This window comes from Paraburkholderia dioscoreae (assembly GCF_902459535.1).
Taxonomy (GTDB): Bacteria; Pseudomonadota; Gammaproteobacteria; order Burkholderiales; family Burkholderiaceae; genus Paraburkholderia; species Paraburkholderia dioscoreae.
Genome location: NZ_LR699554.1, coordinates 1,010,691 through 1,030,703, shown reverse-complemented (window position 1 = coordinate 1,030,703; position 20,013 = coordinate 1,010,691). Strand labels below are relative to the sequence as shown.

The window sequence follows — 20,013 nt, the reverse complement described above, 5'->3', positions numbered from 1 at the left end:
AGAGGTCAGGATAACTTTAAGATCTGTCGTGCTCTCCCGTCCAGAGGTGATTGTCGAGTTTCCCGCGAGCGCCGCCAGATCGCTCACAGACCGGCACTGAATCATCCCGAGATGAAAATACCTTGAGCCAGAAGGCGGTCACTGATCCGCGCACGGCAGTCTTGATGATTAGGATGGCAAATATATCTGCAACGTCATCACCGCCTGCCCATTCAACGTTTGATGATCCCGATGCTCTTCTCTGTTCCGGCAAACCCGGCATCTGACACGAACTATGCCCCGCGGTTGACGAACCGTAACAGGCGCAGCATCGCAATCGACCTCAAATCAAGCGGGTGGCCACGACGAGTTCGCCGGGGCGCCCACACCGGCGGCGCGATGGTACACTCGGTGCCGTGCATTGGCAGCGACGGCGACCGACAACGCCGTTCTCGAAACCCGAATGACAGGATGGTCATGAGGCAACGACACGCACTCCTCATATCACTCACCCTGGGCACCCTGAACGGGTGCGCCACCCGCGGCGCACCTTCTTTCGCGCTGTTCGGTGCCTTCTTTCCCGCCTGGATGTTTTGCGCGGCGCTCGGCGTCCTTGCCTCGATCGGCGCGCGAGCGCTCTTCGTGTTCTCCGGGCTGGCCGACGTCCTGCCCTTTCAGCTCTTCGTTTGCACGGCGATCGGCGTCTGCGCGGGCCTGCTCGTGTGGGTGCTCTGGTTTGGGCACGGACCATGAGGGCTGCGGGCAGCCCTCGTCGCCCGCTCTGGGCCAAGCTGATTTCGCTTGCAATCGTCGCCGCCGCCGTACTCTTTGCACTCTATGTGTTGCACAGGAGTTCGGTCATGCCGTCCACCGACGACGCCACGATCGACGCCGATGTCGTCCACGTGGCGTCCGTGGTCGGCGGCCGGATCGTGGATATTCCGGTGGCCGAGAACATGCACGTCGCAAAAGGCGATCTGCTGTTTCAGATCGACCCGGTTCCGTATAGCCTGACGGTGGCGCAGACCCAGGCGGACCTGAGCGTAGCGCAAGCCGCACTGGATACCCAGCGGCGTGTGCTGTCGACCCAGCGGTCAACCGCGACCATCTCAGCGGATCAGGTGCAACGGGCCAAGGCCAATCTCGGCCTTGCGGAGCGCACGGTGGAACGGCTTGGGCCGCTGGCGTCGAAAGGCTACGTGCCGGCCCAGCAGTTCGATCAGGCGCAGACCGCAAGGCACGATGCCACCACCTCGCTCCAGCAGGCGCGCGAACAGCAAACGGCAGCCGTCCAGGCAATCGACACGGAAGCAGGCGCCGAGGCAACGGTGCGCGCGCGGCAGGCAGCGCTCGATATCGCGCGGCACGCGCTGAACGACACGACCGTACGCGCGACGCACGGCGGGCGCGTCGTCGGACTCAGCGTGCTGACCGGTGAGATCGTTGCACCGGCGCAGACATTGTTCACGCTGGTCAACGACGATGAATGGTTCGTGGTCGCGAACTTCCGGGAAACCGATCTGCATGCCATCGCCGTCGGCGACTGCGTAACGGCTTTCTCGATGATCGACCGCGCCCGGCCCATCAAGGGCACGGTTCAGGGTATCGGCGCCGGCGTACTCGACACCGACCGGATCTCCCTGCCCCGCTCGGTGCCCTATATCGAGCGTTCGCTCAATTGGGTCAGGGTCGCTCAGCGCTTTCCGGTGCGCATCCGCCTCGAGAATCCCCCGCAGCAGCTCATGAGACTGGGCGCTACAGCCGTCGTGGAGGTCAAGCATGGCGACGCCTGTCGATAACGAGCAGGCCTTCGCGGCGGAGCGGATTCGCGCCATTGTCGAACCGTTTCCCGGCCGGCTCGAATTCGCGATCCGGCTGGCTGTCATCTGTGCGCTGACGACGCTCGTCGTCGAGATCTATCAGACGCCCGAGCCGGCGCTCACCGCCTATGTCGCCTTCTTCGTGATGAAACCCGATCGCGCGACGAGTGTCGTCATAAGCGCTGTCCTACTTCTGCTGATCACGTTGATCGTCAGCACGGTCCTCCTGATCACCATGCAGGTGATCGACGCGCCGCTCTGGCGGGTCGTCGCGATGACGCTGGTGTCGTTCTGCATGCTGTTCGCGGCGTCGGCGAGCAAGCTCAAGCCGATCGCCGCCATCGTCGCGCTGATCGCGGCTTATGCTCTCGATCTGCTCGGCACGGCGCATATCGGCGAGATCGCGACCCGCGCATTGCTCTACGCATGGCTCTTCGTCGGCATTCCGGCGGGCGTTTCGATCGTGGTCAACCTCGTCGCCGGGCCGGCGCCGCGGCGACTTGCCGGGCGCGCGCTGGCGCATCGGCTGCGCGTCGGCGCAACGCTGCTTCGCTCACCCGATGAGAACACCCGCAGGCTTTTCCTCGCATGCCTGCACGAAGGGGCCGGCGAAGTCCCGGCCTGGCTGAAACTGGCCGGCGCGGAGAAGACCTCGCCCGCGCAGGACATTGCCGCGTTGAAGCAAGCCACTCAGGCAACCGCCGCGATCCTCGCCATGTTGGACGTCATCGCGCGCGAACCCGCAACGCCGCAAACCGGGCGCCTTTGCGAGCACATCGCGCAGACACTCGACGAGATGGCGGCGATTCTCCAGACGGGCAACTATCCGGTCGACATCACGCTCGCGCAGATCGACGGCGAGAGCGCGTTGTCGCCGCTCGTGGCGGCGGCGCTGGCGGAACTGCGTGCCGCGCTGGCCGGCTTCGCCGAGCCGCCGCCGACGGCCTTGCAACCGCCACCGGCAGCGAAGAGCACCGGAGGGTTTTTCGTACCGGACGCGTTCGCCAACCCGGCCCATGTCCAATACGCGCTAAAGACGACCGCTGCGGCCATGTTCTGCTATGTCGTCTATTCGCTGCTCAACTGGCCTGGAATCCACACCTGCCTGATTACCTGCTACATCGTTTCGCTCGGCACCACCGCCGAGACTGTCGAAAAGCTGACGTTGCGGATTGTCGGTTGCCTGATCGGCGCGGCAGCCGGCATTGCGGCGATTGTGTTCCTGATGCCGAACGTCACGTCGATCGGTGCGCTGATGGCCATTGTTTTCGTCGCCACGCTCTTCTCGGGCTGGATCGCGGCAGGCAGCCCGCGTGTTTCCTATATCGGCTTCCAGATTGCGTTCGCATTTTTTCTTTGTGTGATTCAGGGCCCGTCGCCTGCCTTCGACATGACCACCGCTCGCGACCGGGTGATCGGCATTCTCTTCGGCAACCTCGTCGTCGCAGTAGTGTTCACGCAGATCTGGCCGGTCAGCGTGGCGAAGCGCATCGATCCCGCCATTGCAGCCCTGCTTCGCCGCCTGGCCGCAATGGCCGGCTCCGACACGCAGCCGAGGCGCTGGGCGCTCGCCGCCGAGGCTCAGGCAGCGCTTGGCGCCATCGAGCAGGATCTCGATCTGTCGCGCTATGAGCCGTCCTCCATTCGCCCTGCGCCTGGCTGGCTCGACCGGCGCAGGCGCGTTGCGGATGCCGTCGCACTGCTGCAGGGGCCGCTCCTCATCGACTCCGCGCGAGAGCCTCTCGCAGTTGCTGCGCTCGCGAGCCGGCTCGATCGCCTGGCCGCAACATTTGGCCCTGACACGACAGGGCAAGCGACGCTGCCGGCGTCAGAACACGCGGATTCACCGCGCTACTCCGGAGACGCAGCGAAAGCGAATGCCCTGGGTGCAACGCATGCGCTCGTCGATCCCTTTCTCGCCAGGCTGGAAGACGCAGTCAACCGGCCAGTCGAAGACGAGAACGGGAGGGCCGACTATGTGCGTGCGTAACGGTTCCATCGGTTCCATCGGCTCCATCGGCTCCATCGTCGCCGTCCTGGCGTCGTTTCTGCTGGCCGGCTGCGCGACATCGGCGCTCGATATGGCGCCGCCCCGACCGGATCAGCCCTGGTCGCCCTCGACCACATCCAGCGGCGAAATCATCGCCGGCGAACGAAACCCGGTGGCAACGGCGAACGGCTATGTGCTTCCCGTGAACTCCGCGCTGACGAATATCCCGCCTGCTCCCGCTGTCGATCCCAACGAGGTCTATTCCCTGCCCAGGCTGATCGACGTCGCTGAATCGAACAACTCGGCGACACGCATTGCCTGGAACGACGCACGACGGGTGGCGCTCGCCGCGGGCATCGCCGAGAGCACCTACCTGCCAAGGATCACCGCCACGGCGATCGGCGGTTTTCAGGGCAACAGCGGCAGCGATTCGGTGCAAGGCGTGAACTTCAACAATAGCGGCTCCGCGAACGGCACCGTCTCGGCGGTATCTCTGCAATGGCTGCTATTCGACTTCGGCAAACGCGCGGCGGTGGTCGAGGCGGCGAAGCAGGCGTCGGTCATCTCGAACATCGCCTTTAACGCCACCCATCAGCAGGTCATCTACAACGTCACCCTTGCGTTTTACACGTATGCCGCCGCCAAAGCCCGCGCCGCGACCGCCGCGCAGTCGCTGAGCGACGCGCAAGCCGTTCAGAGCGCCGCGGAAGAGCGCTACAAACACGGCATAGGCACCGTGATCGAGGTCGCGCAGGCACGCCAAGGCACCGCACAGGCGAACCTCGCACTCGTGCAGGCCACCGGCGGCGAACAGGATGCGTATCTGGCCTTGTTGACGGCGATGGGCGTCTCGCCCCTCACCCGCATCAAGGTCGCCGATGTAGCGGGACGCAATCTGTCACCGTCAATGGCGACCTCGGTGGAAGCGATCGTTTCCGAATCGCTCGGGCGGCGGCCCGACGTGCTCGGCGCTTACGCGGCACGAAGCGCAAGCCTCGCGAACATTCGGGCGGCACAAGCCGAATTCATGCCGAAAATTTTCCTGTCGGCCATCGGCTCATACAACGAGGGAGGCCTGAATCTGACAGCGCTCCCCTCGGCCAGTCAGGAACCGCCGACCGTCAACGTCAACGGGCACCGTTTCAACGGCGGCATCTTCGTCGGCCTGACGATACCGCTCTACGACGGCGGCACGCGCTCGGCGGTACTGGCCCAGGCGCGGGCCGATGCCGATAACGCCGACACCCGCCTGACGCACGTGCGCGACGAAGCAGTCCGCCAGATCGTACAAGCCGACAATGCATTGCGCACGAGTCTTTCGGCATACCAGGCATCGAAAGCACTCGCCGGCGCGGCCCAAACCACATTCGATGCGGCGCTCGCGGCGTATCACAGCGGCGTCGGCTCCATCACGGACCTGACGTTGGCGAACAGCCAGCTTCTGCAGGCACGAAACGCATCCACCGACGCATACAGCACGGCTTTGTCCGCCGCGGCCATGCTGGCGCTGGCGACCGGCACGCTCGGCACCACACCTGAATAGCGCCGAAGGAGAACGAGATGAATCTGACTCTGCTCTCCGCCGCCATGCTGGTCGCGATCACGCTCGTGGGCGTGCTCGGGCTGCGGCGCTTCTCGGACAAAGTCCGTATCACGTTCGACGTCAGCTGCTTTCTCGTCATCAGTTTCTATTTTCACAAACAGGGCATCTTCTTTCCGGTATTCCCGCCCTTGCCCGATCATGCCGACAGCGGGGCGCTGTGGCTGCGAGCGATAGGCGGCGCATGGTGGCTGCTGGGTTCGCGCATCGTGGTTGGCGGCCTCTGGTTCGCACTCCATCGCGACCGGCGCTCGCGCGGGGCCCGGCTTTTCTCGGACCTGTTCGCAGCGGCTATCTATATCGCGACCGCCGCGATCGTGCTGAACTCGGTCTTCGCGCTGCCGATTACCGGCGTGGTCGCCACTTCCGGCGTCGTGGCGATCGTGCTCGCTCTCGCACTGCAGAATACATTGGCGGACGTCTTTTCCGGCATCGCAGTCGGCATCGAGGCACCGTTCAGCGTGGGGGATCGAATCCAGATCGCAGACAAGATCGAGGGCGTCGTCGCGCAGATCAACTGGCGGTCGATCCGGATTCACACGGACGGAGACGACATGGCGATCATTCCAAATAGCCTGATTGCCAAGGCCGAGATCGTCAACCGAAGCAGTCCGAGCCAACGCAGGGCCGCATCCGTCGAGATAGTCTGCCCCGAAAGTGCGGTTCCGGAACGCGTTATCGAAACCCTGCTTCACGCGACACTGCTGTGTCCGGATATTCTTTCGGTGCCCGCGCCGAGTGCCGTGCTCACTCAACTCGGTGCAAGGCGCAATGCCTACAAGATCTCTTTCTTCGTCGGGAATACCCGCCACCTTTCTTCTACTAAAGACATCCTGCTGCGGGCCGCGCGCCGTCAACTGCACTATGCCGGCTTTCTCGACCAGGACCGCCGGGACGAAACGGCAACGCTCAATCTCACCGATGAGGCGTTGACGGTCCGCAGACTGCTTCGCGACATCACCCTGTTCGAGTACCTCGACGAACGGCAACTCGACAGTCTTGCCGATCTTTTCGAATTGCTCCGGCTCGAACCCGGAGAGGCGCTTTTCTCGGAAGACGCAGCGGACGCCGCGCTCTACATGGTAGCCGCGGGAATTCTGGAGTTGACGCGAAAATCGGGAGCCGTAGCCGGAACGGTCGGCTGCATTGGTGCTGGAGAGTATGTCGGCGAAATCGGCATGCTCACCGCGGCGCCGCACGCGGCTACCGCGGTGGCACGCACCCATTGCAGGATCTACCGGCTTCCGCGCGAAGCGATCGCACCCCTGCTGGCAAAAAACACGGAATTGGCATTCGCTTTCGACAAGTCGGTACGTCGTGGCATGGAGATACTCCACCGTGAGGTAGCCGTTCGTGCCTCGCCCGACATCGGTCCGCAAGGGCAATTGCTACAGCGAATCCGAAGTATCTTTCACTTCGGCTCCGATTGATCTCGACGCGACGGGCAAACGAATCGATCTAACGCGTCAATGCAATTCGCCGCCGCGCATATTCTCCACGCCTGAAAGCTTACTGTCCCGACGCCGGCGCCGGATGTGCCGCCGGCCCGGACTTGCGCTCGGCGTTCTGAATATCTTGCGGATAGTTGGCCTGATCCTTACCCGGTTTATAACCATTGCTCTCGAGTTGTTTGAGTTCCGCGGTCCGATTGGCGCGCGCGGCCTTGCGCTGTGCTTTTCGAACTTGCTTTGGTGAAGATGCGCTCGTGTCCGTACCCTGTGCATCAACCAGCGGCGAAAACACGAAAGCGACCGACATCAACGCAGCAACGGCGGATACCCGTGTAGAAAAAAGGCGGATCATGGTGGCGTCTCCAGATGTAAGACGGACCTTGTTTGATCCGTCGAGAGAATTTCTTATCGGCTGCTTCTACTTTGCGACAATGCCACGCGAGCGGAAGAGCGCACTCCAGCTCTGTGCCTCGGAAGCCAGCCTGCGGGCGGCAGCATCTCCGGTACTACTGACTGCGGCAAATCCCAATTGCTCGAATTCGGCTCTCACCTCCGGTGTCTGAATGGATTTCACGAGTGCGGCATGCAACCGGGCGACGATCGGCGCCGCTGTCGCAGCGGGCACGAAAATGCAATTCCAGGTTGTGAACTGATATCCCGTAAGCCCCGCTTCTTCGAGACTCGGCACGTTGGGTAGGCGAGGCGCCCGTTGACGGCTCGTCACGCCCAACGCCAGCAACGTGCCGGCCTCGATGTTGCCGGCAACATCGGTTACGCCGCTGAATTCGAGGTCGGCGAATCCGCCCAGAACCGCCATCGTGTCTTCGCCGCCGCCCTTGTACGGAATGTCGGTTAAGCGCACGCCTGTCTTCTGCTCGAACTCCAGTTTGGCAAGTGCAACCGGACTGCCGATACCTGCCGTCGCATTGGTCAGCTTTCCGGGATTGCGGGTGGCGAAGTCAACCAGTTCACGGACCGTTCGCAGCCCGAGACCAGGTCGAACGGCGAGCACATAAGTCTGTTCGGACAGCATGCTCACCGGCTTGAGGTCGACCAGTTGATAACCGATGTCTTTATAGACGAGCGGATTGGTTTCGAAAAAAGTGTTGGAGCCGAGCAGAATGGTATAGCCGTCAGGCCTCGCTCTCGCAACGTAAGCGGAAGCGATATTGCCGCCCGCGCCCGGTTGCGCCTGGACAACGATCGGCTGGCCCAGATAGGTGTTGAGTGCTTTGGCAAGAATGCGCGCCTGTGCTTCGCTCGATCCTCCTGGAAAGGCAATTACAAGCCGGATCGGTCCTTCCGGCCACTCCGCCCGCGCGTCGGTCTGCGTAAGCGCGCCCGACACGCCAAGCACGACAGTGCAGGCCGCCAGCATGGCACGCCAGCGCCAGTGTTCCGTGCCGGTTCGAGCGGAACTCATGCCGCAACCATCTCGAACGCGTCGCTTTCAGGAACGCGCAGAATCCGGCCCACCGACGGCGTGGGGAAATGCGCCGCGCAGCACAGGGTCTCCGTTTCAGCGTAGCGCTCGAGAAAACGTCGGCGGGTTGCGGTCGCGACGAGCGGATCGAAATCGCGAAGCATCGACAGTTGCGGATGCCTCAACTGCAAGGGCGAATGAATCAGATCACCCGTGACCACTGCCGAATCACGGTTCCGTCCGAGTGCGATGCCGACATGATCGACCGTATGCCCTGGCGTGGGAATGAGGCGGACATGTTCGCTACATTCATGCGTATTGCGCACCAACTCCGCACGCCCGGCCTCGATCACGGGCAGGACACTATCGATCAGGTGCGGTACGGGTTGCTCCTGGTTTCGCGCGGCCCAGAACGCCATCTCCTTCGCCGAGAACAGATAGCGCGCGTTGGGAAATGTCGGCACCCAGCGTCCATTCTCGAGGCGAGTATTCCAGCCCACATGATCGACATGCAGATGGGTACACAACACGAAGTCCACATCCGCGGGCGTCATGCCGATGCGGGCCAGCGCGCGAAGATAGGTTTCATCCCGCCTGTGATGCCAATGCGGCCGCGTCTGCCGTTCCTTGTCGTTGCCGATACAGGTATCCACGAGCACGACATGGTTCGGTGTCTGGATCAGATACGACTGAAAACACAGCACGATGCGGTCATCCGGCGAGAGCGCGCCGATTCCCTGAAGCCACGAACGGTTCGCGGCGAGCACGTCTTCGGTGAGATCGGGAAACATCGTGGTTGCCGCGACCATCGCCCCCTGATAGTCGACAATACGATGGATCTTCAGTTCGTCGCAGTGGAACATCGCACTCACTATTCGTCAGGGATGGCGGGCAATCATGCACCATCATATTCACCACACCGCGAGGCTCACAAGTTCGTTTATGTCACGCACGAGGTGACGTGCAGGCCATGTCGGCCAAACGCAGATGCAGCGCGTCGCCGTGCGTACCTGAACGCGTAGCAGCGCTAAATGCAAGCGCTTCGGCCTCGCCGCCCAGGCTGCGCACAATCTGCTCTTCCACCACGGATATCACGGCACCACGCCGACGCACGACACCGACACTGCGCCAGATTTCCGGACCATCCACCGGGTGAAAAACGGTCGATGGCGTCCCAAACGCATGCGCGCATAGCGCCGGCAGTACCGCAATGCTTCCGCCCTGCGCGGCGAGCGCCACCGCCGCATGAACGGTCGACACTTCAATGCGAGGCCCGGCGTTTGCGCGAAATGCGACGGAGTCGTCGAAGAGTCGGCGCATGCAGTTCTCCTCGGTGAGCTCGACCAGCGTTTCGCCAGCGAGCATGGACCAGTTCAACGCACGCTCGCCGTACGCAAGGGGATGATGCTTCGCCATGAGCGCGCCGAACCGATCCGACAACAGCGGGCGCGCATCGAGCTCAGGTTCGCATCCGTCGAGTGTCGTCATGCCAAACGAAACTTCACCGCTTTGCACGAGACGCCGGACATGTTGCCCGCTTGTCTCGATGACGCGCAGCGTCAGATGCGGATGGCTCTCACGCAGTGCCGCGACGACCGGCGCAAGCAAAAGCGTGACGACCGAGCCGGCGGCCGCGATGGCTACGTGAGCGCATGGCTCGCGCGCGAGCGCGCAGACCTCGATCAACACTGCATCCATGTCGGCGAGCGCACTGCGCAGTCGCGGCAAGAGCTCGCGACCTGCCGGCGTCAGCGCGACACTGCGCGTGGTGCGCTCGATCAGCAAGACGCCTAACGCGCGCTCCAACTGTCGGATATAGCCGCTGACCGCTGGCTGCGTTGCATGCAGCGCCTGAGCGGCAGCGTTGAAACCGCCGCGCTCGGCAACTTCGCAGAACGCCCTCAACTGCTTCAGTGTCGCGCGCCGCGAGACCGTGCTTCCGTCATTCATCTCGTTCCCTTATCAACGCGCCGGAATTTGCGATTTATCGCGCGCCGCGTTAGCCGGTACAGTGGCCGAACAACTCAGCACGAGGTAGCCGATGTCGACCGACTGTCTGCAAGAACTCGAAAACGCGCTCGGCCGCGCCGCCATTGTGCGCGACGAAGACCGCGCACAGTACGATGTCGACTGGCGTGGCCACCTGCATGGCCGGTCACTCGCCGTGGTGTGTCCATCGCGAGTCGAAGACGTAGGCGAGACGATACGCATCGCGAAGCGACATCAGGTTTCCGTCGTTCCGCAAGGCGGCAACACCGGTTTGGCCGGCGGAGCGACCCCGGATTCGACCGGCGGGCAACTCGTTCTATGCACACGCCGCCTGAACCGCATTCGCGGCATCGATCTGCTCGGCAACTTCATCACGGTCGACGCGGGCTGCATCCTGCAGAACGTGCAAGATGCAGCGCTAAGCCACGACCGTCTCTTTCCGCTCAGCCTCGCCGCGCAAGGCAGTTGCACGATCGGCGGCAATCTCGCCACCAATGCGGGCGGCAATGCGGTGCTGCGCTACGGCAATATGCGCGAACTATGCGTGGGCATCGAAGCCGTCGACGCACACGGCCGCCTTATCGGCGACCTCAAATGCTTGCGCAAGAACAATACGGGCTATAGCCTGCGCGATCTGCTGATCGGTAGCGAGGGCACGCTCGGCATCATCACCGGCGCGGCGCTCCGTCTGTTTCCGCGCCCCTTTGCCCACGCCACCGCGCTGGTCAAATGCGCGAACATCGAACACGCGCTGCAATTGCTCGGCGTATTGCGCGCTCACTGTGCGGACTTTCTGAGCGGTGTCGAATGGATGTCGAACGGCTCGCTCTCCAATGTATCGACGCAGTTCCCGGACACGAGAATGCCACCCGGCTTCGACGAATCCTGTCTGTGTCTCGTCGAACTATCTGGATCGACGCCGCCCGGTCTGCTGGACGACATACTCGCCAGTGCGCTCGATCAGGCCATCGCCTCGGGCTTCGCCGCGGACGCCGCGCTCGCGTCGAGCCTTGCCGAGCGCGACGCATTCTGGACTCTGCGCGAACGTCTCCCGCTGGCCGAAGCACGGTGCCGTTCGTTGAAACACGACGTCTCGCTGCCCGCCGGCAATATGGGCGAATTCGTCGCGCATCTCGAAGGCTATCTTTCGAGCATGACGGAGCGCTGCGCGTGGGCCGGCTTCGGACACCTCGGCGACGGCAACCTGCACGCCAACGTGCTGATCCCGGATGCGATGCCGAACGCGCTTTGCGACCGCATTGACGAATTCGTGTACGGCGAGGTGCTGCGACTCGGGGGCAGCATTTCGGCCGAGCACGGCATTGGCAGCCGCAAAAACAATCTGCTGCATCAGGCGCTCGATGTCGCGAGCCTTCAGGCCATGCAAGCGGTCAAGAACGCGCTCGATCCGCACAATCTGTTCAACCCGGGCAAGCTGCTCTTCAATTGACCCGTGAGAGCAGCGGCTTGCCGGCAAGATGAAGCTTCGCATTCTCGATGAAACGCACGACTGAAGCGTGAATCGCCTGCGGCGAGATTCCGCCGACATGCGGCGTGAGCACCACGTTGTCGAACTCGAACAGCACTCGCGGCGGCTCGGGTTCGCCTTCGTAGACATCCAGCGCGGCGTTGTACACCCGCCCTTCGCGCAACGACTGCGCCAGCGCCGCCGTATCGACCACTCCGCCGCGCGCGACATTCACGAGCACGCCTTGCGGCCCCAACGCATCGAGCACCTCGGCGTTCACCATATGCTGCGTCTGCGTGCCGCCGGGAACGGTGACCATCAGGTAATCGCACCACGCCGCGAGGGCAACGACGCCGGTAAAGTAGCGGTATGGCACATCGTGCCTCGGCGCGCGATTGAAATAGCCGATTTCCAGGTCGAAGCCGACCCCGCGGCGCGCGATCTTGCGCCCGATCGCGCCGAGGCCGAGAATGCCCATGCGTCTTCCGGAGACGTGCGGCGGCCGTGGGATATCGTCGCGCCAGATACCTTCGCGGCATTGCCGATTCAGTTTTGGAACGCCGCGCACCGCCGCCAGCAGGATCGCCATCGCGTGGTCGGCGACGCAGTCGTCGTTGGTGTTGGCGGCATTGCAGACCGCCACGCCGCGTTGCCGCGCATGGTCGAGCGGCACGTTTTCGTAGCCGACGCCCAACGTACAAACAATCTTCAGGTTGGGCATCGCGTCGAGTTCATCGGGGGTAATGCCGTTGGTGCCGTTCGTCAGTACCACCTCGATTGCCGGTCCATGCGCGGCGATCTGCGCCGCGCCGTTCGAACGGTCCGCACCCAGCGCGGCGTTGGGCGCATAGATCAGATCGAACGATTGCGCGACCAGTTCACGATGTGCCTCGGTGATAAACACCAGCACGAGCGCAACGGGTTTGCCGGAGTTCTGCGATGTCGGTGCGTCGCCCATGTTATTGGTATCCAGAGTGATTGAGTGCGAGGCACGTCGCGGACCGTCCTGTAAAGTTTGCGGCGTGCCGCCCGGCGCACGGTTGACCGGGTTAGCGCTGTCCGTCGTTGACCGATATCTGCTCGACGCGCAGGCCGCCGAGACGTTCATGAATACGGCTGCCGGTCGCCATCACCAGCGCGTACAGCAGTTCGTCTGGACGCGGCGCGTCCACCACGCCCATGTCGAACGTATTGAAATGGCTGCGCACGTACGCGGCGCGAATGTGATGCAACGGAATCTGCAGGTGAAAGCCGGCCGACGCGACGACCTTCGCCGCCGGCACGATCGATTTGGCTTCGGTCAGTACCGCGCGCATGGCCCAGCCACCCGCTTCATGCCAGATTGCGCCATGCTCCAGTTCGCCGTTCAGACCGACGATCGCGCCCTTCCCATACGCTTCTATTCTGTCCTTGCCGCCGAGCGCCTCGACGAGTTCGGGCACCATCTCATTGGCCATCTCGCGCGCGTCGCGCACAAGCGGACTCAGGTCTTCGACGTAGCGTCCGGCAAAGGGGTTCTCGATAATGCACGCGATAGCGCCGAGCTTCAGCGGCACATCCGCGCGCGGCCCACCTTCGTGATAGACGGTTTCGATGGTGAGCAGTTTCTTGCGTATCTTGATCAACGACATGGGAGCCTCTCCGGTTAAACGTGGCAAACGCCGGCGAACGCAACGGACAGCCGCTATTCGCCGGATGTTTCGGACGTCGATCCGAACTGCACGCGCGCCCATTTTTCGAAATGCTCGATCGTGTGCGCATAGTCCTTGCCGCCGTCGCCCTGCGTGATCGCGAACGACAGAAACGCGCGCGCCGCCGGACTGACGATCATCGGCACGCCGAGTTTCTCGGCCTCTTCGATGCACAGCTTGACGTCCTTGTGAATCAGTTCGGTCGTGAAACGCATCGGGAAATCACGGTGCAGGATGCACTGCGGAATTTTTTCGAGGGTAGCGAACGAGCGCCCGCTGGATACGTTCAGAATGTCCAGCATCATTGCCGAATCGAGTCCCGCTTTCACGCCGAACACGAGCGCCTCGCAACTCGCCACCATGCCGACGGCACACAGCGTGTTGTTGATGATCTTCATGGTTTGCCCGAGTCCGGCGCCGCCACCCAGATAGAAGAGGTTCTTGCCGATCACGCGAAGCCAGGGTTCCACCGTTTCAAACGCTTCCATCGGGCCGGCCGCCATCACCGTGAGCGTTCCCTTCTCCGCGGCCACCGTGCCCCCGCTCACCGGCGCACCGAGAAACTGGATATGACGATCCGCGAGTTTGCGCGCAATGGCATTCGATACGCTGGGCCCCGTGGTGGACAGGTCGACTACGATGCGCACGCTGCTGCCTTGCGACACGCCGTGCGGACCCGTAGCCACCTCCTCGACGACGGAAGGAAGCGGCAGACTGAGGAACACGACCTCCGCGCGCGACGCGAGATCGACCGTGTCCTTCGCGAGTTCGGCACCCAGCGCGCCGAATCGCTGCATCGCTTCGTCGCGCGTGTCGTACACCACCAGCGGATGACCCGCGGCAAGAAGCCGGGTGGCGAAATGCTGTCCGATGTTGCCCAATCCGATGAGTCCGATTTTCACGTCGTCATGCTCCCGTTAAGCGTTTGTTCTGAGATCCGTATGGACGCTCATCGTCCGTGGCCGGTGCGGCTGAACCGCTTTGCGACCGTCCGTATGGAAATCTTAGGGATAGCGGTGACTTTCGTCGCATGCAAAAACAGCGGTCGGATATAACACGCGGTTAAGGCCCGGCGTTTTTCCGTGCGGCGGATTCGCTCCGCGCATTTGACGCACAGCCCCGCCCGTATTGGCTTACAGCGATAGAGCCGTGATCGTTGCTGCGCACTCCTCGCGATTTCGTCACATTCGCTGTGACTAAAACGCGCTTTGATCCGTTCATCCGGCCTGCCTAGCATGACTACAGCCCGCTTACGGAAGCACGATATTAAAGCCGGGTCCGCCGCGTGTCGTTGCAGACAAAGTTTCGTTCGGCGAAGGTGTACGGTAATGCGAAGAGCGGCTAAAAGGCGCGGTAGCTCGTCAAGATCAAATACTAAGGAGACCATTTCATGAACATGAAATGCGCGACATCATTCGTTCTGGTTTTATGTGCCGGCGCGGCCCACGCGCAAAACAGTCTGACGCTATACGGTATCGCCGAAACCGGTATCAACTACGTCAGCAATGCCAACGGCGGGCGCCAGTTCAACATGGTCAGCGGCGAGTGGTACGGCAGCCGGTGGGGCCTGAAAGGCACCGAAGACCTCGGCGCCGGTCAGTCGGTGATCTTCCGGCTGGAGAACGGTTTCGATATCGACACGGGCAAGCTCGGACAGAACGGCCTGCTGTTTGGCCGCGCGGCGTATGTCGGCATCGACTCGAAGCAGTTCGGCACGTTGACCGTGGGACGCCAGTACTCCACCGTCTATGAGTTCGTCGGCGCGAATCTCGTGGCCTCGAGTCGCTGGGGCGGCGGCTTCATTGCTCATGCCGGCGACGTCGACAATCTGAACAATACCTTCCGCGTGAACAACTCGATCCGCTACAACAGCATCAGCTATCACGGCTTCACGGTTGGCGGTTTGTATAGCCTCGGCGGCACGGGCGGCAATTTCAACAAGAATTCGGGCTGGGGTGCGGGCATCGGCTATACGGGCGGCGGGCTGCAGGCCGCGATTGCGTACACCGATATGCAGGATCCGTTCGTTTCCGCGTACAACAACGGCGCCAACGCGCCCGCTGCGATTACGTCGCCCGTCTATAACGCTTATGCGTCGGCCCGCGCCCTCGATATATTCGCAGCGGGAGCGATCTACACGATCGGCAAGCTGTACTTCGGCGGCACCTATACAAACAGCCGCTTTCTGCAACTGGGCGCTGATCCGGGCAACGCGGGCGCGGGTGCCCGTCTGCGAGGCACCGCGGCAATCAACGATTACGAAGCGGAAGTGGGCTACCAGTTCACCCCGGCATTTTCGACGACCGCCGCCTATAACTACACCCGGCGTGCGTCGGTAAACGGCGACGTCGGCGCGAAATACAACCAGGTGTCGATAGGGGCCGACTACATCGTCTCCAAACGCACCGACTTCTATCTGGTGGCTTCGTATCAGAAAGCGTCGGGCGTCAATTCAAACGGCACGCCAGCGGTGGCCGCGCTCAACTTCCTGTCGCCGTCCTCGGTCAATCACCAGGGCGTGGTCCGGCTTGCCATCCGGCATCTTTTCTGAGCGCGGCTTTTTTTCCACTCCCTGCCGCCGGACAGAAGCCCTCGCTGCTCTCTGCCCGACGCGCGTTTCACGCATGCCGCAGGACAGGAGCGCATATGATCATTGAAGAACGGACTTACGATCTGCAGCCCGGCAGGCTGGGCGAGTACATCGAGCTCATCCAGAACGAGGGCATCGCGATCCAGCGCCCGATCCTCGGCCGACTCATCGGCTATTTCCATACCGACCTCGGCCCGCTGAACCAGATCGTCCATATCTGGGCATACGAAAGTTACGCGGACCGAGCCGCACGCCGCGCACGGCTCGCCGCCGATCCCGGCTGGATGGAATACTCGAAGAAGGTGCGCGTACTTTCCATCCGTCAACGCAACCGGATTCTGCTGCCCATGTCGTTTTCACCGTTGCCGGAAGCATGACGGTACGCAAACCCTACACGAGTTGCACACTCACCTCGCCGAGCCCGCCGATCGCGACATGAATGCGGGTTCCCGTTCTCGCGACGTTGAAGCCCGTGCGGTTTCCGGTGATCACGACCTGCCCCGCGCGCAACGGCTCGCGGTTCCGCGCATTGGCCAGCGCGACAAGCGTGGCAAGCGGATCGGCGCCCTTGCCGCTGTCTACGTGATCGACGACCGTTTTGCCGTCGAGCATCATGCGCACGCGCAAAGCCGACCAGTCGATGGCGCGCCATCCACTCGTGCCCGCCCCCCAGACGATCGCGCCGTTGCCCATGCTGTCGGCCAGTTTATGCATCAAGGACGCGGCGTCGAAATGAACCATGCGGGGATTGCCGATTTCTATCGCTGCGTGGCAGCGGTCCACGGCGTGCGCGACCTCGTCATTCGAATACGGTTGTACTCGCGGCGGCAGGTCATGTGCGAGGGAAAACGCGACTTCGCCTTCCACGAAAGCCGTGGCCTCGCCCTCCGACGGCACACAGGGCAACCGATACACGGCCGGGCTCTCTAGCACGTCCGCAGCAAAGACAGCCGCGCACGTGAAGCGCACACCCGGTATCAGGCCCGCTTTCCAGCCCGCCACCGCGGCGCCCAGACGACGGCCGACCTCGCGCTGCACCGCCATTGCATCTTCGAACGAGAGCGGCACGTCGACGCATGGCAGCACCTGCAATGGCCGGCCGCATAGACGTGCACTCGCGAGCGCCTCGGCAAGCCGGGAGACATTCAACGGGACTGGTTCTGCGGCACCTTGCGCGCCGGCGTCGGGTCCGGTGTCAGCTCCGGCTCGGGCTCCAGCGTCAGCATCAGCGGCGGCGCCGGCGCCGGCCTGCGCGACATCGCGCGCGCCCTCAACGTCGCGCATGCTCGTCTTCGGGTTGCCACAGCGGCGGCAGTGGCGGCGAGAACGACATGGGCAGCAGGATCTTGTTCTGCATGCGCACGAGCAACGGCTGGATGTTCTTGCGCACATACTCCTGCCATTCGGGCATGGCCAGCAGAATCGCGCGGCGGCGCGCGCGATCCTCAAGATCTTCGTAGCCCCACAGGTGGACCACCTGATTCAGCGGACCGATGTCGGTATAGAAATAGCCGATCAGCCTGCCCAGCACCGGCCGCTGGATCGCAATGCCTTCGCGCTCGAAGTGCTGCGCGAACTCACGCGCGCCGTTCGGCCGCAAATCATAGATTCGTTCCTCGACGATCATCGCTGCCTCCTGTATTTCATCTCGAACCGGCAAGGGTCATTGCGCTACGGTCTGCGGCGCGATCTTCTGAAACTTCTGCAAACTGCGCAGCGTGGTCGGCATCGGCTTGTCGGGGAACAACAGCGGCCACGACGTATACGACGTTTCTCCCACATAGATATCGCCGTGCGAGTCGACCGCGACGCCATGCACCGAAAGAAATTGCCCCGGCGCCGTACCGGCAGACGGCGTGCTTTGAATCCGCACCAGCACCTCACCCTTGTTCGACAGAATCGACAGCCGCGGACCGAGGTTCGGCGCGCCGCGATTGAAACCGTACATGGGGCCCGTCTCGCCGACGTAACACAGTGGACACTTGCCGCGCGGCATATACATGCCATTCGGACGATGCAGGTTGTGCCATTGGGTCTCGAAGCGCCCGTCGCTGTCGAAGATCTGGATGCGGTGATTCTCGCGATCGGCGACGTAGAGCCAACCGTCCTCGTCGCAGGAAATGTTGTGCGGCAGGTTGAACTGGCCGGGCTCGCAACCCGGCTCGCCCCATGATTTGATCAACTTGCCGTCGGGGGTGTACTTGTGAATGCGCGCATTGCCGTAGCCGTCCGACACGAACAGGTCGCCCGCCGGAGAGAGCGCAGTGTGCGTGCAGTGATTGAACGGCAGGCCGCTCATGAACGGCGTCGGCTCGCGAGGCACGCCCACCGTCATCAGGGTCTTGCCGTAGAGATCGCATTTGTAGACTGCGCTGGCGCCGTCGTCGGTCAGATAGATGGTGTCGTCGGGCCCCATGTGCACGCCATGCGGACGTGCATAGAAACCCTCGCCCCACGAGCGCAGAAACTGGCCTTCGCGATCGAACACGATCATCGGATGTTCGCCGCGATTGAAAACGTAGACGTTGTCGTGCCGGTCCACGCCGACCGCGGCAACCTCGCCCATCTTCCAGCCGTCGGGCAACTGCGCCCAACCGTCCACGGTCTGATAGGTAAACTCACCGCTGCCCACAATGGTTGCCATGAAGTCGATCCTCGAAAGTCGGAACAGGGACACGTGCGTGCGGCGTGCGTACACGTGAATTGCCGCTGTGCACGCAACGTGTCCAGTTCCGTTACAGTCCCACGGCGAAAGACTCGGTCGCAAGGTTATTTTTTGCACGCCGCATATGACCTTCAGGTTGCCCAAAGCGGTTGTCGGCGCGCGGCGCCGAACCGTGGCGAGGCTTCCGTTTTGTGATACTCGCTGTGACTTTATCTGGCTTGTGAAAGGCTTTCATTGCCCGTTAGCATGACGTGTATCCGGTATCTCGCCGGAGCCGGGCGGATGGAGACGCCGCGCCCTCGCAGCGGTTCAGCAATGCGATAGGGCGCCGCCCGCAGAACAACACGGAGGACTTCAGCGATGGTTTCCCGACGCCAATTCGTCGCCTCGTTGGGCGCCACGGCACTGGCAGCCTGGCCCGCCCGATATGCAATGGCGGCCTACCCCGAAAGTCCGATCCGCTTTGTGATTCCATTTCCGGGCGGCACCCAGGAAGCGCAGGCCCGGCTGCTCGCCAAATCCCTGGGCAAGTACATCGGCCAGCCCGTGATCGTCGAAGCGCATCCAGGCGCCGGCGGCAACATCGGCGCCGCCTACGTTGCCAAGGCGCGCGGCGACGGTTATACGATGCTGCTCGGCGTCAGTACCTTCTTCGAGACCAATCCGTTGATCTACAAGGACATCGGCTACAAGCTGAGCGATCTGACGCCGGTGAGCCTGTTGTCCGAACAGCCGTTTCTGCTGGTGTCGCGGCCCACGCTGCCGGTCAGCAACGTGCCCGATCTGATTCGCTATGCGAAGCAGAACCCTGGCAAGATCACGGTCGCGACCGCGGGGCCAGGCAGTCCGCTCGATCTGGCGAACCGGCAGTTCATGGCGCACGCGGGCGTGACGACGACACCCGTGCCGTACAAGGGCGGCGGTGAAGACACCATGGCCGTGATGAGCGGATTCACCGACCTTGAGTTCGGCGGCATTCCGAACGTGGTCGGCAACATACACGCGGGCAAGCTTCGCGCGCTTGGCATCACCGGCTCACGCCGACTCGCGAGCCTGCCCGATATTCCCACCATCGCCGAGGCGGGCCTGCCCGGTTTCGACTTCTCGGTGTGGAGTTGCCTGTCCGTTCCCAGCACCACACCCGCGCCGATCATCCAGCAGCTCAACGCCGCCGTCATCAAGACGATTGCGGACCCCGAGGTGCGCAACGGTTTCGCGCAATTGAACCTGATACCCGTGAGCAGTTCGAGCGAAGCGGTCGTGCAGCGCATCGCGTCGGAGACCGCGCAATGGCGGTCCATTTTCGACAAGTCCGGGTTCAAGCAGATGTGAGCGCGGCGCAGAGCT

General features: G+C 62.8%; 19 protein-coding genes. 9 read left to right on the top strand and 10 right to left on the bottom strand.

Features of this window, described 5'->3' with window-relative positions; genetic code table 11:
• Positions 1-456: 456 nt before the first annotated feature.
• The 5 genes from PDMSB3_RS24810 to PDMSB3_RS24790 are packed head-to-tail and all read left to right on the top strand — an operon-like array spanning position 457 to position 6,819.
• A complete protein-coding gene (locus tag PDMSB3_RS24810; protein ID WP_007176663.1) occupies positions 457-732 on the top strand; it encodes a YtcA family lipoprotein in 276 nt (91 codons plus the stop codon).
• The gene (gene mdtN, locus PDMSB3_RS24805; RefSeq protein ID WP_007176662.1) at positions 729-1,778 is read left to right on the top strand and encodes a multidrug transporter subunit MdtN; all 1,050 of its coding nucleotides are present in this window, start codon (positions 729-731) and stop codon (positions 1,776-1,778) included. Before PDMSB3_RS24810 ends, mdtN begins: the two co-directional genes overlap by 4 nt.
• Positions 1,759-3,789, top strand: coding sequence for an FUSC family protein (locus tag PDMSB3_RS24800; protein WP_007176661.1), 2,031 nt, complete (start codon positions 1,759-1,761; stop codon positions 3,787-3,789). The genes mdtN and PDMSB3_RS24800 overlap by 20 nt, the downstream gene beginning before the upstream one ends.
• Positions 3,776-5,332: a TolC family protein gene (locus PDMSB3_RS24795; protein ID WP_165188051.1), complete on the top strand. Its 1,557-nt coding sequence runs from the start codon at positions 3,776-3,778 to the stop codon at positions 5,330-5,332. The genes PDMSB3_RS24800 and PDMSB3_RS24795 overlap by 14 nt, the downstream gene beginning before the upstream one ends.
• Before the next feature lie 44 nt (positions 5,333-5,376).
• Positions 5,377-6,819, top strand: coding sequence for a mechanosensitive ion channel family protein (locus tag PDMSB3_RS24790; protein WP_232064324.1), 1,443 nt, complete (start codon positions 5,377-5,379; stop codon positions 6,817-6,819).
• A 79-nt stretch (positions 6,820-6,898) separates the two neighbouring features.
• Here PDMSB3_RS24790 and PDMSB3_RS24785 read toward each other — a convergent pair whose 3' ends face one another.
• From PDMSB3_RS24785 to PDMSB3_RS24770, 4 genes are all read right to left on the bottom strand, one after another.
• Positions 6,899-7,192 (bottom strand): DUF4148 domain-containing protein, encoded by a 294-nt coding sequence (locus PDMSB3_RS24785; RefSeq protein ID WP_007176658.1) that lies wholly within the window; start codon positions 7,190-7,192, stop codon positions 6,899-6,901.
• 66 nt (positions 7,193-7,258) lie between these two features.
• Positions 7,259-8,263 carry a Bug family tripartite tricarboxylate transporter substrate binding protein gene (locus PDMSB3_RS24780; protein ID WP_007176657.1) on the bottom strand — a complete coding sequence of 335 codons (1,005 nt, stop codon included), beginning with the start codon at positions 8,261-8,263 and terminating at the stop codon, positions 7,259-7,261.
• The gene (locus PDMSB3_RS24775) at positions 8,260-9,126 is read right to left on the bottom strand and encodes an MBL fold metallo-hydrolase (RefSeq protein ID WP_007176656.1); all 867 of its coding nucleotides are present in this window, start codon (positions 9,124-9,126) and stop codon (positions 8,260-8,262) included. The genes PDMSB3_RS24780 and PDMSB3_RS24775 overlap by 4 nt, the downstream gene beginning before the upstream one ends.
• Positions 9,127-9,208: 82 nt before the next feature.
• Positions 9,209-10,213 (bottom strand): LysR family transcriptional regulator, encoded by a 1,005-nt coding sequence (locus PDMSB3_RS24770; protein WP_007176655.1) that lies wholly within the window; start codon positions 10,211-10,213, stop codon positions 9,209-9,211.
• 91 nt (positions 10,214-10,304) lie between these two features.
• Between PDMSB3_RS24770 and PDMSB3_RS24765 the strand changes: the two genes are divergently transcribed.
• Positions 10,305-11,702: an FAD-binding oxidoreductase gene (locus tag PDMSB3_RS24765; protein WP_165188049.1), complete on the top strand. Its 1,398-nt coding sequence runs from the start codon at positions 10,305-10,307 to the stop codon at positions 11,700-11,702.
• Here the strand turns inward: PDMSB3_RS24765 and PDMSB3_RS24760 are convergent.
• From PDMSB3_RS24760 to PDMSB3_RS24750, 3 genes are all read right to left on the bottom strand, one after another.
• Positions 11,695-12,678 carry a 2-hydroxyacid dehydrogenase gene (locus PDMSB3_RS24760; RefSeq protein WP_007176653.1) on the bottom strand — a complete coding sequence of 328 codons (984 nt, stop codon included), beginning with the start codon at positions 12,676-12,678 and terminating at the stop codon, positions 11,695-11,697. The genes PDMSB3_RS24765 and PDMSB3_RS24760 overlap by 8 nt on opposite strands.
• Positions 12,679-12,769: 91 nt before the next feature.
• A complete protein-coding gene (locus tag PDMSB3_RS24755; RefSeq protein WP_007176652.1) occupies positions 12,770-13,351 on the bottom strand; it encodes an amino acid synthesis family protein in 582 nt (193 codons plus the stop codon).
• Between the two features lie 53 nt (positions 13,352-13,404).
• Entirely contained in the window at positions 13,405-14,313 is a 909-nt protein-coding gene (locus PDMSB3_RS24750) for an NAD(P)-dependent oxidoreductase (RefSeq protein ID WP_165188046.1), read from the bottom strand.
• 488 nt (positions 14,314-14,801) lie between these two features.
• Between PDMSB3_RS24750 and PDMSB3_RS24745 the strand changes: the two genes are divergently transcribed.
• Positions 14,802-15,962 carry a porin gene (locus tag PDMSB3_RS24745; protein ID WP_007176650.1) on the top strand — a complete coding sequence of 387 codons (1,161 nt, stop codon included), beginning with the start codon at positions 14,802-14,804 and terminating at the stop codon, positions 15,960-15,962.
• A gap of 95 nt (positions 15,963-16,057) precedes the next feature.
• Positions 16,058-16,378 carry an NIPSNAP family protein gene (locus PDMSB3_RS24740; RefSeq protein ID WP_007176649.1) on the top strand — a complete coding sequence of 107 codons (321 nt, stop codon included), beginning with the start codon at positions 16,058-16,060 and terminating at the stop codon, positions 16,376-16,378.
• A 13-nt stretch (positions 16,379-16,391) separates the two neighbouring features.
• On the opposite strand, the gene PDMSB3_RS24735 is transcribed toward PDMSB3_RS24740, so the two are convergent.
• The 3 genes from PDMSB3_RS24735 to PDMSB3_RS24725 are packed head-to-tail and all read right to left on the bottom strand — an operon-like array spanning position 16,392 to position 18,645.
• On the bottom strand, positions 16,392-17,285 hold the full coding sequence (locus PDMSB3_RS24735; RefSeq protein WP_232064323.1) for a 2-keto-4-pentenoate hydratase: 894 nt from the start codon (positions 17,283-17,285) through the stop codon (positions 16,392-16,394).
• Entirely contained in the window at positions 17,272-17,628 is a 357-nt protein-coding gene (locus PDMSB3_RS24730; protein ID WP_007176646.1) for an NIPSNAP family protein, read from the bottom strand. The genes PDMSB3_RS24735 and PDMSB3_RS24730 overlap by 14 nt, the downstream gene beginning before the upstream one ends.
• A gap of 36 nt (positions 17,629-17,664) precedes the next feature.
• A complete protein-coding gene (locus PDMSB3_RS24725; RefSeq protein ID WP_007176645.1) occupies positions 17,665-18,645 on the bottom strand; it encodes a peptidyl-alpha-hydroxyglycine alpha-amidating lyase family protein in 981 nt (326 codons plus the stop codon).
• 381 nt (positions 18,646-19,026) lie between these two features.
• Here PDMSB3_RS24725 and PDMSB3_RS24720 point away from each other — a divergent pair, with 381 nt between their 5' ends.
• Positions 19,027-19,998 carry a Bug family tripartite tricarboxylate transporter substrate binding protein gene (locus PDMSB3_RS24720; RefSeq protein WP_165188044.1) on the top strand — a complete coding sequence of 324 codons (972 nt, stop codon included), beginning with the start codon at positions 19,027-19,029 and terminating at the stop codon, positions 19,996-19,998.
• Positions 19,999-20,013: the final 15 nt, after the last annotated feature.

What these genes read in the sequence shown, in the direction of transcription:
- PDMSB3_RS24810 (WP_007176663.1), top strand. Translation starts at nt 457, where the DNA reads ATGAGGCAACGACACGCACTCCTCATATCACTCACCCTGGGCACCCTG.
- mdtN (WP_007176662.1), top strand. Translation starts at nt 729, where the DNA reads ATGAGGGCTGCGGGCAGCCCTCGTCGCCCGCTCTGGGCCAAGCTGATT.
- PDMSB3_RS24800 (WP_007176661.1), top strand. Translation starts at nt 1,759, where the DNA reads ATGGCGACGCCTGTCGATAACGAGCAGGCCTTCGCGGCGGAGCGGATT.
- PDMSB3_RS24795 (WP_165188051.1), top strand. Translation starts at nt 3,776, where the DNA reads ATGTGCGTGCGTAACGGTTCCATCGGTTCCATCGGCTCCATCGGCTCC.
- PDMSB3_RS24790 (WP_232064324.1), top strand. Translation starts at nt 5,377, where the DNA reads ATGCTGGTCGCGATCACGCTCGTGGGCGTGCTCGGGCTGCGGCGCTTC.
- PDMSB3_RS24785 (WP_007176658.1), bottom strand. Translation starts at nt 7,192, where the DNA reads ATGATCCGCCTTTTTTCTACACGGGTATCCGCCGTTGCTGCGTTGATG.
- PDMSB3_RS24780 (WP_007176657.1), bottom strand. Translation starts at nt 8,263, where the DNA reads ATGAGTTCCGCTCGAACCGGCACGGAACACTGGCGCTGGCGTGCCATG.
- PDMSB3_RS24775 (WP_007176656.1), bottom strand. Translation starts at nt 9,126, where the DNA reads ATGTTCCACTGCGACGAACTGAAGATCCATCGTATTGTCGACTATCAG.
- PDMSB3_RS24770 (WP_007176655.1), bottom strand. Translation starts at nt 10,213, where the DNA reads ATGAATGACGGAAGCACGGTCTCGCGGCGCGCGACACTGAAGCAGTTG.
- PDMSB3_RS24765 (WP_165188049.1), top strand. Translation starts at nt 10,305, where the DNA reads ATGTCGACCGACTGTCTGCAAGAACTCGAAAACGCGCTCGGCCGCGCC.
- PDMSB3_RS24760 (WP_007176653.1), bottom strand. Translation starts at nt 12,678, where the DNA reads ATGGGCGACGCACCGACATCGCAGAACTCCGGCAAACCCGTTGCGCTC.
- PDMSB3_RS24755 (WP_007176652.1), bottom strand. Translation starts at nt 13,351, where the DNA reads ATGTCGTTGATCAAGATACGCAAGAAACTGCTCACCATCGAAACCGTC.
- PDMSB3_RS24745 (WP_007176650.1), top strand. Translation starts at nt 14,802, where the DNA reads ATGAACATGAAATGCGCGACATCATTCGTTCTGGTTTTATGTGCCGGC.
- PDMSB3_RS24740 (WP_007176649.1), top strand. Translation starts at nt 16,058, where the DNA reads ATGATCATTGAAGAACGGACTTACGATCTGCAGCCCGGCAGGCTGGGC.
- PDMSB3_RS24735 (WP_232064323.1), bottom strand. Translation starts at nt 17,285, where the DNA reads ATGCGCGACGTTGAGGGCGCGCGCGATGTCGCGCAGGCCGGCGCCGGC.
- PDMSB3_RS24730 (WP_007176646.1), bottom strand. Translation starts at nt 17,628, where the DNA reads ATGATCGTCGAGGAACGAATCTATGATTTGCGGCCGAACGGCGCGCGT.
- PDMSB3_RS24725 (WP_007176645.1), bottom strand. Translation starts at nt 18,645, where the DNA reads ATGGCAACCATTGTGGGCAGCGGTGAGTTTACCTATCAGACCGTGGAC.
- PDMSB3_RS24720 (WP_165188044.1), top strand. Translation starts at nt 19,027, where the DNA reads ATGGTTTCCCGACGCCAATTCGTCGCCTCGTTGGGCGCCACGGCACTG.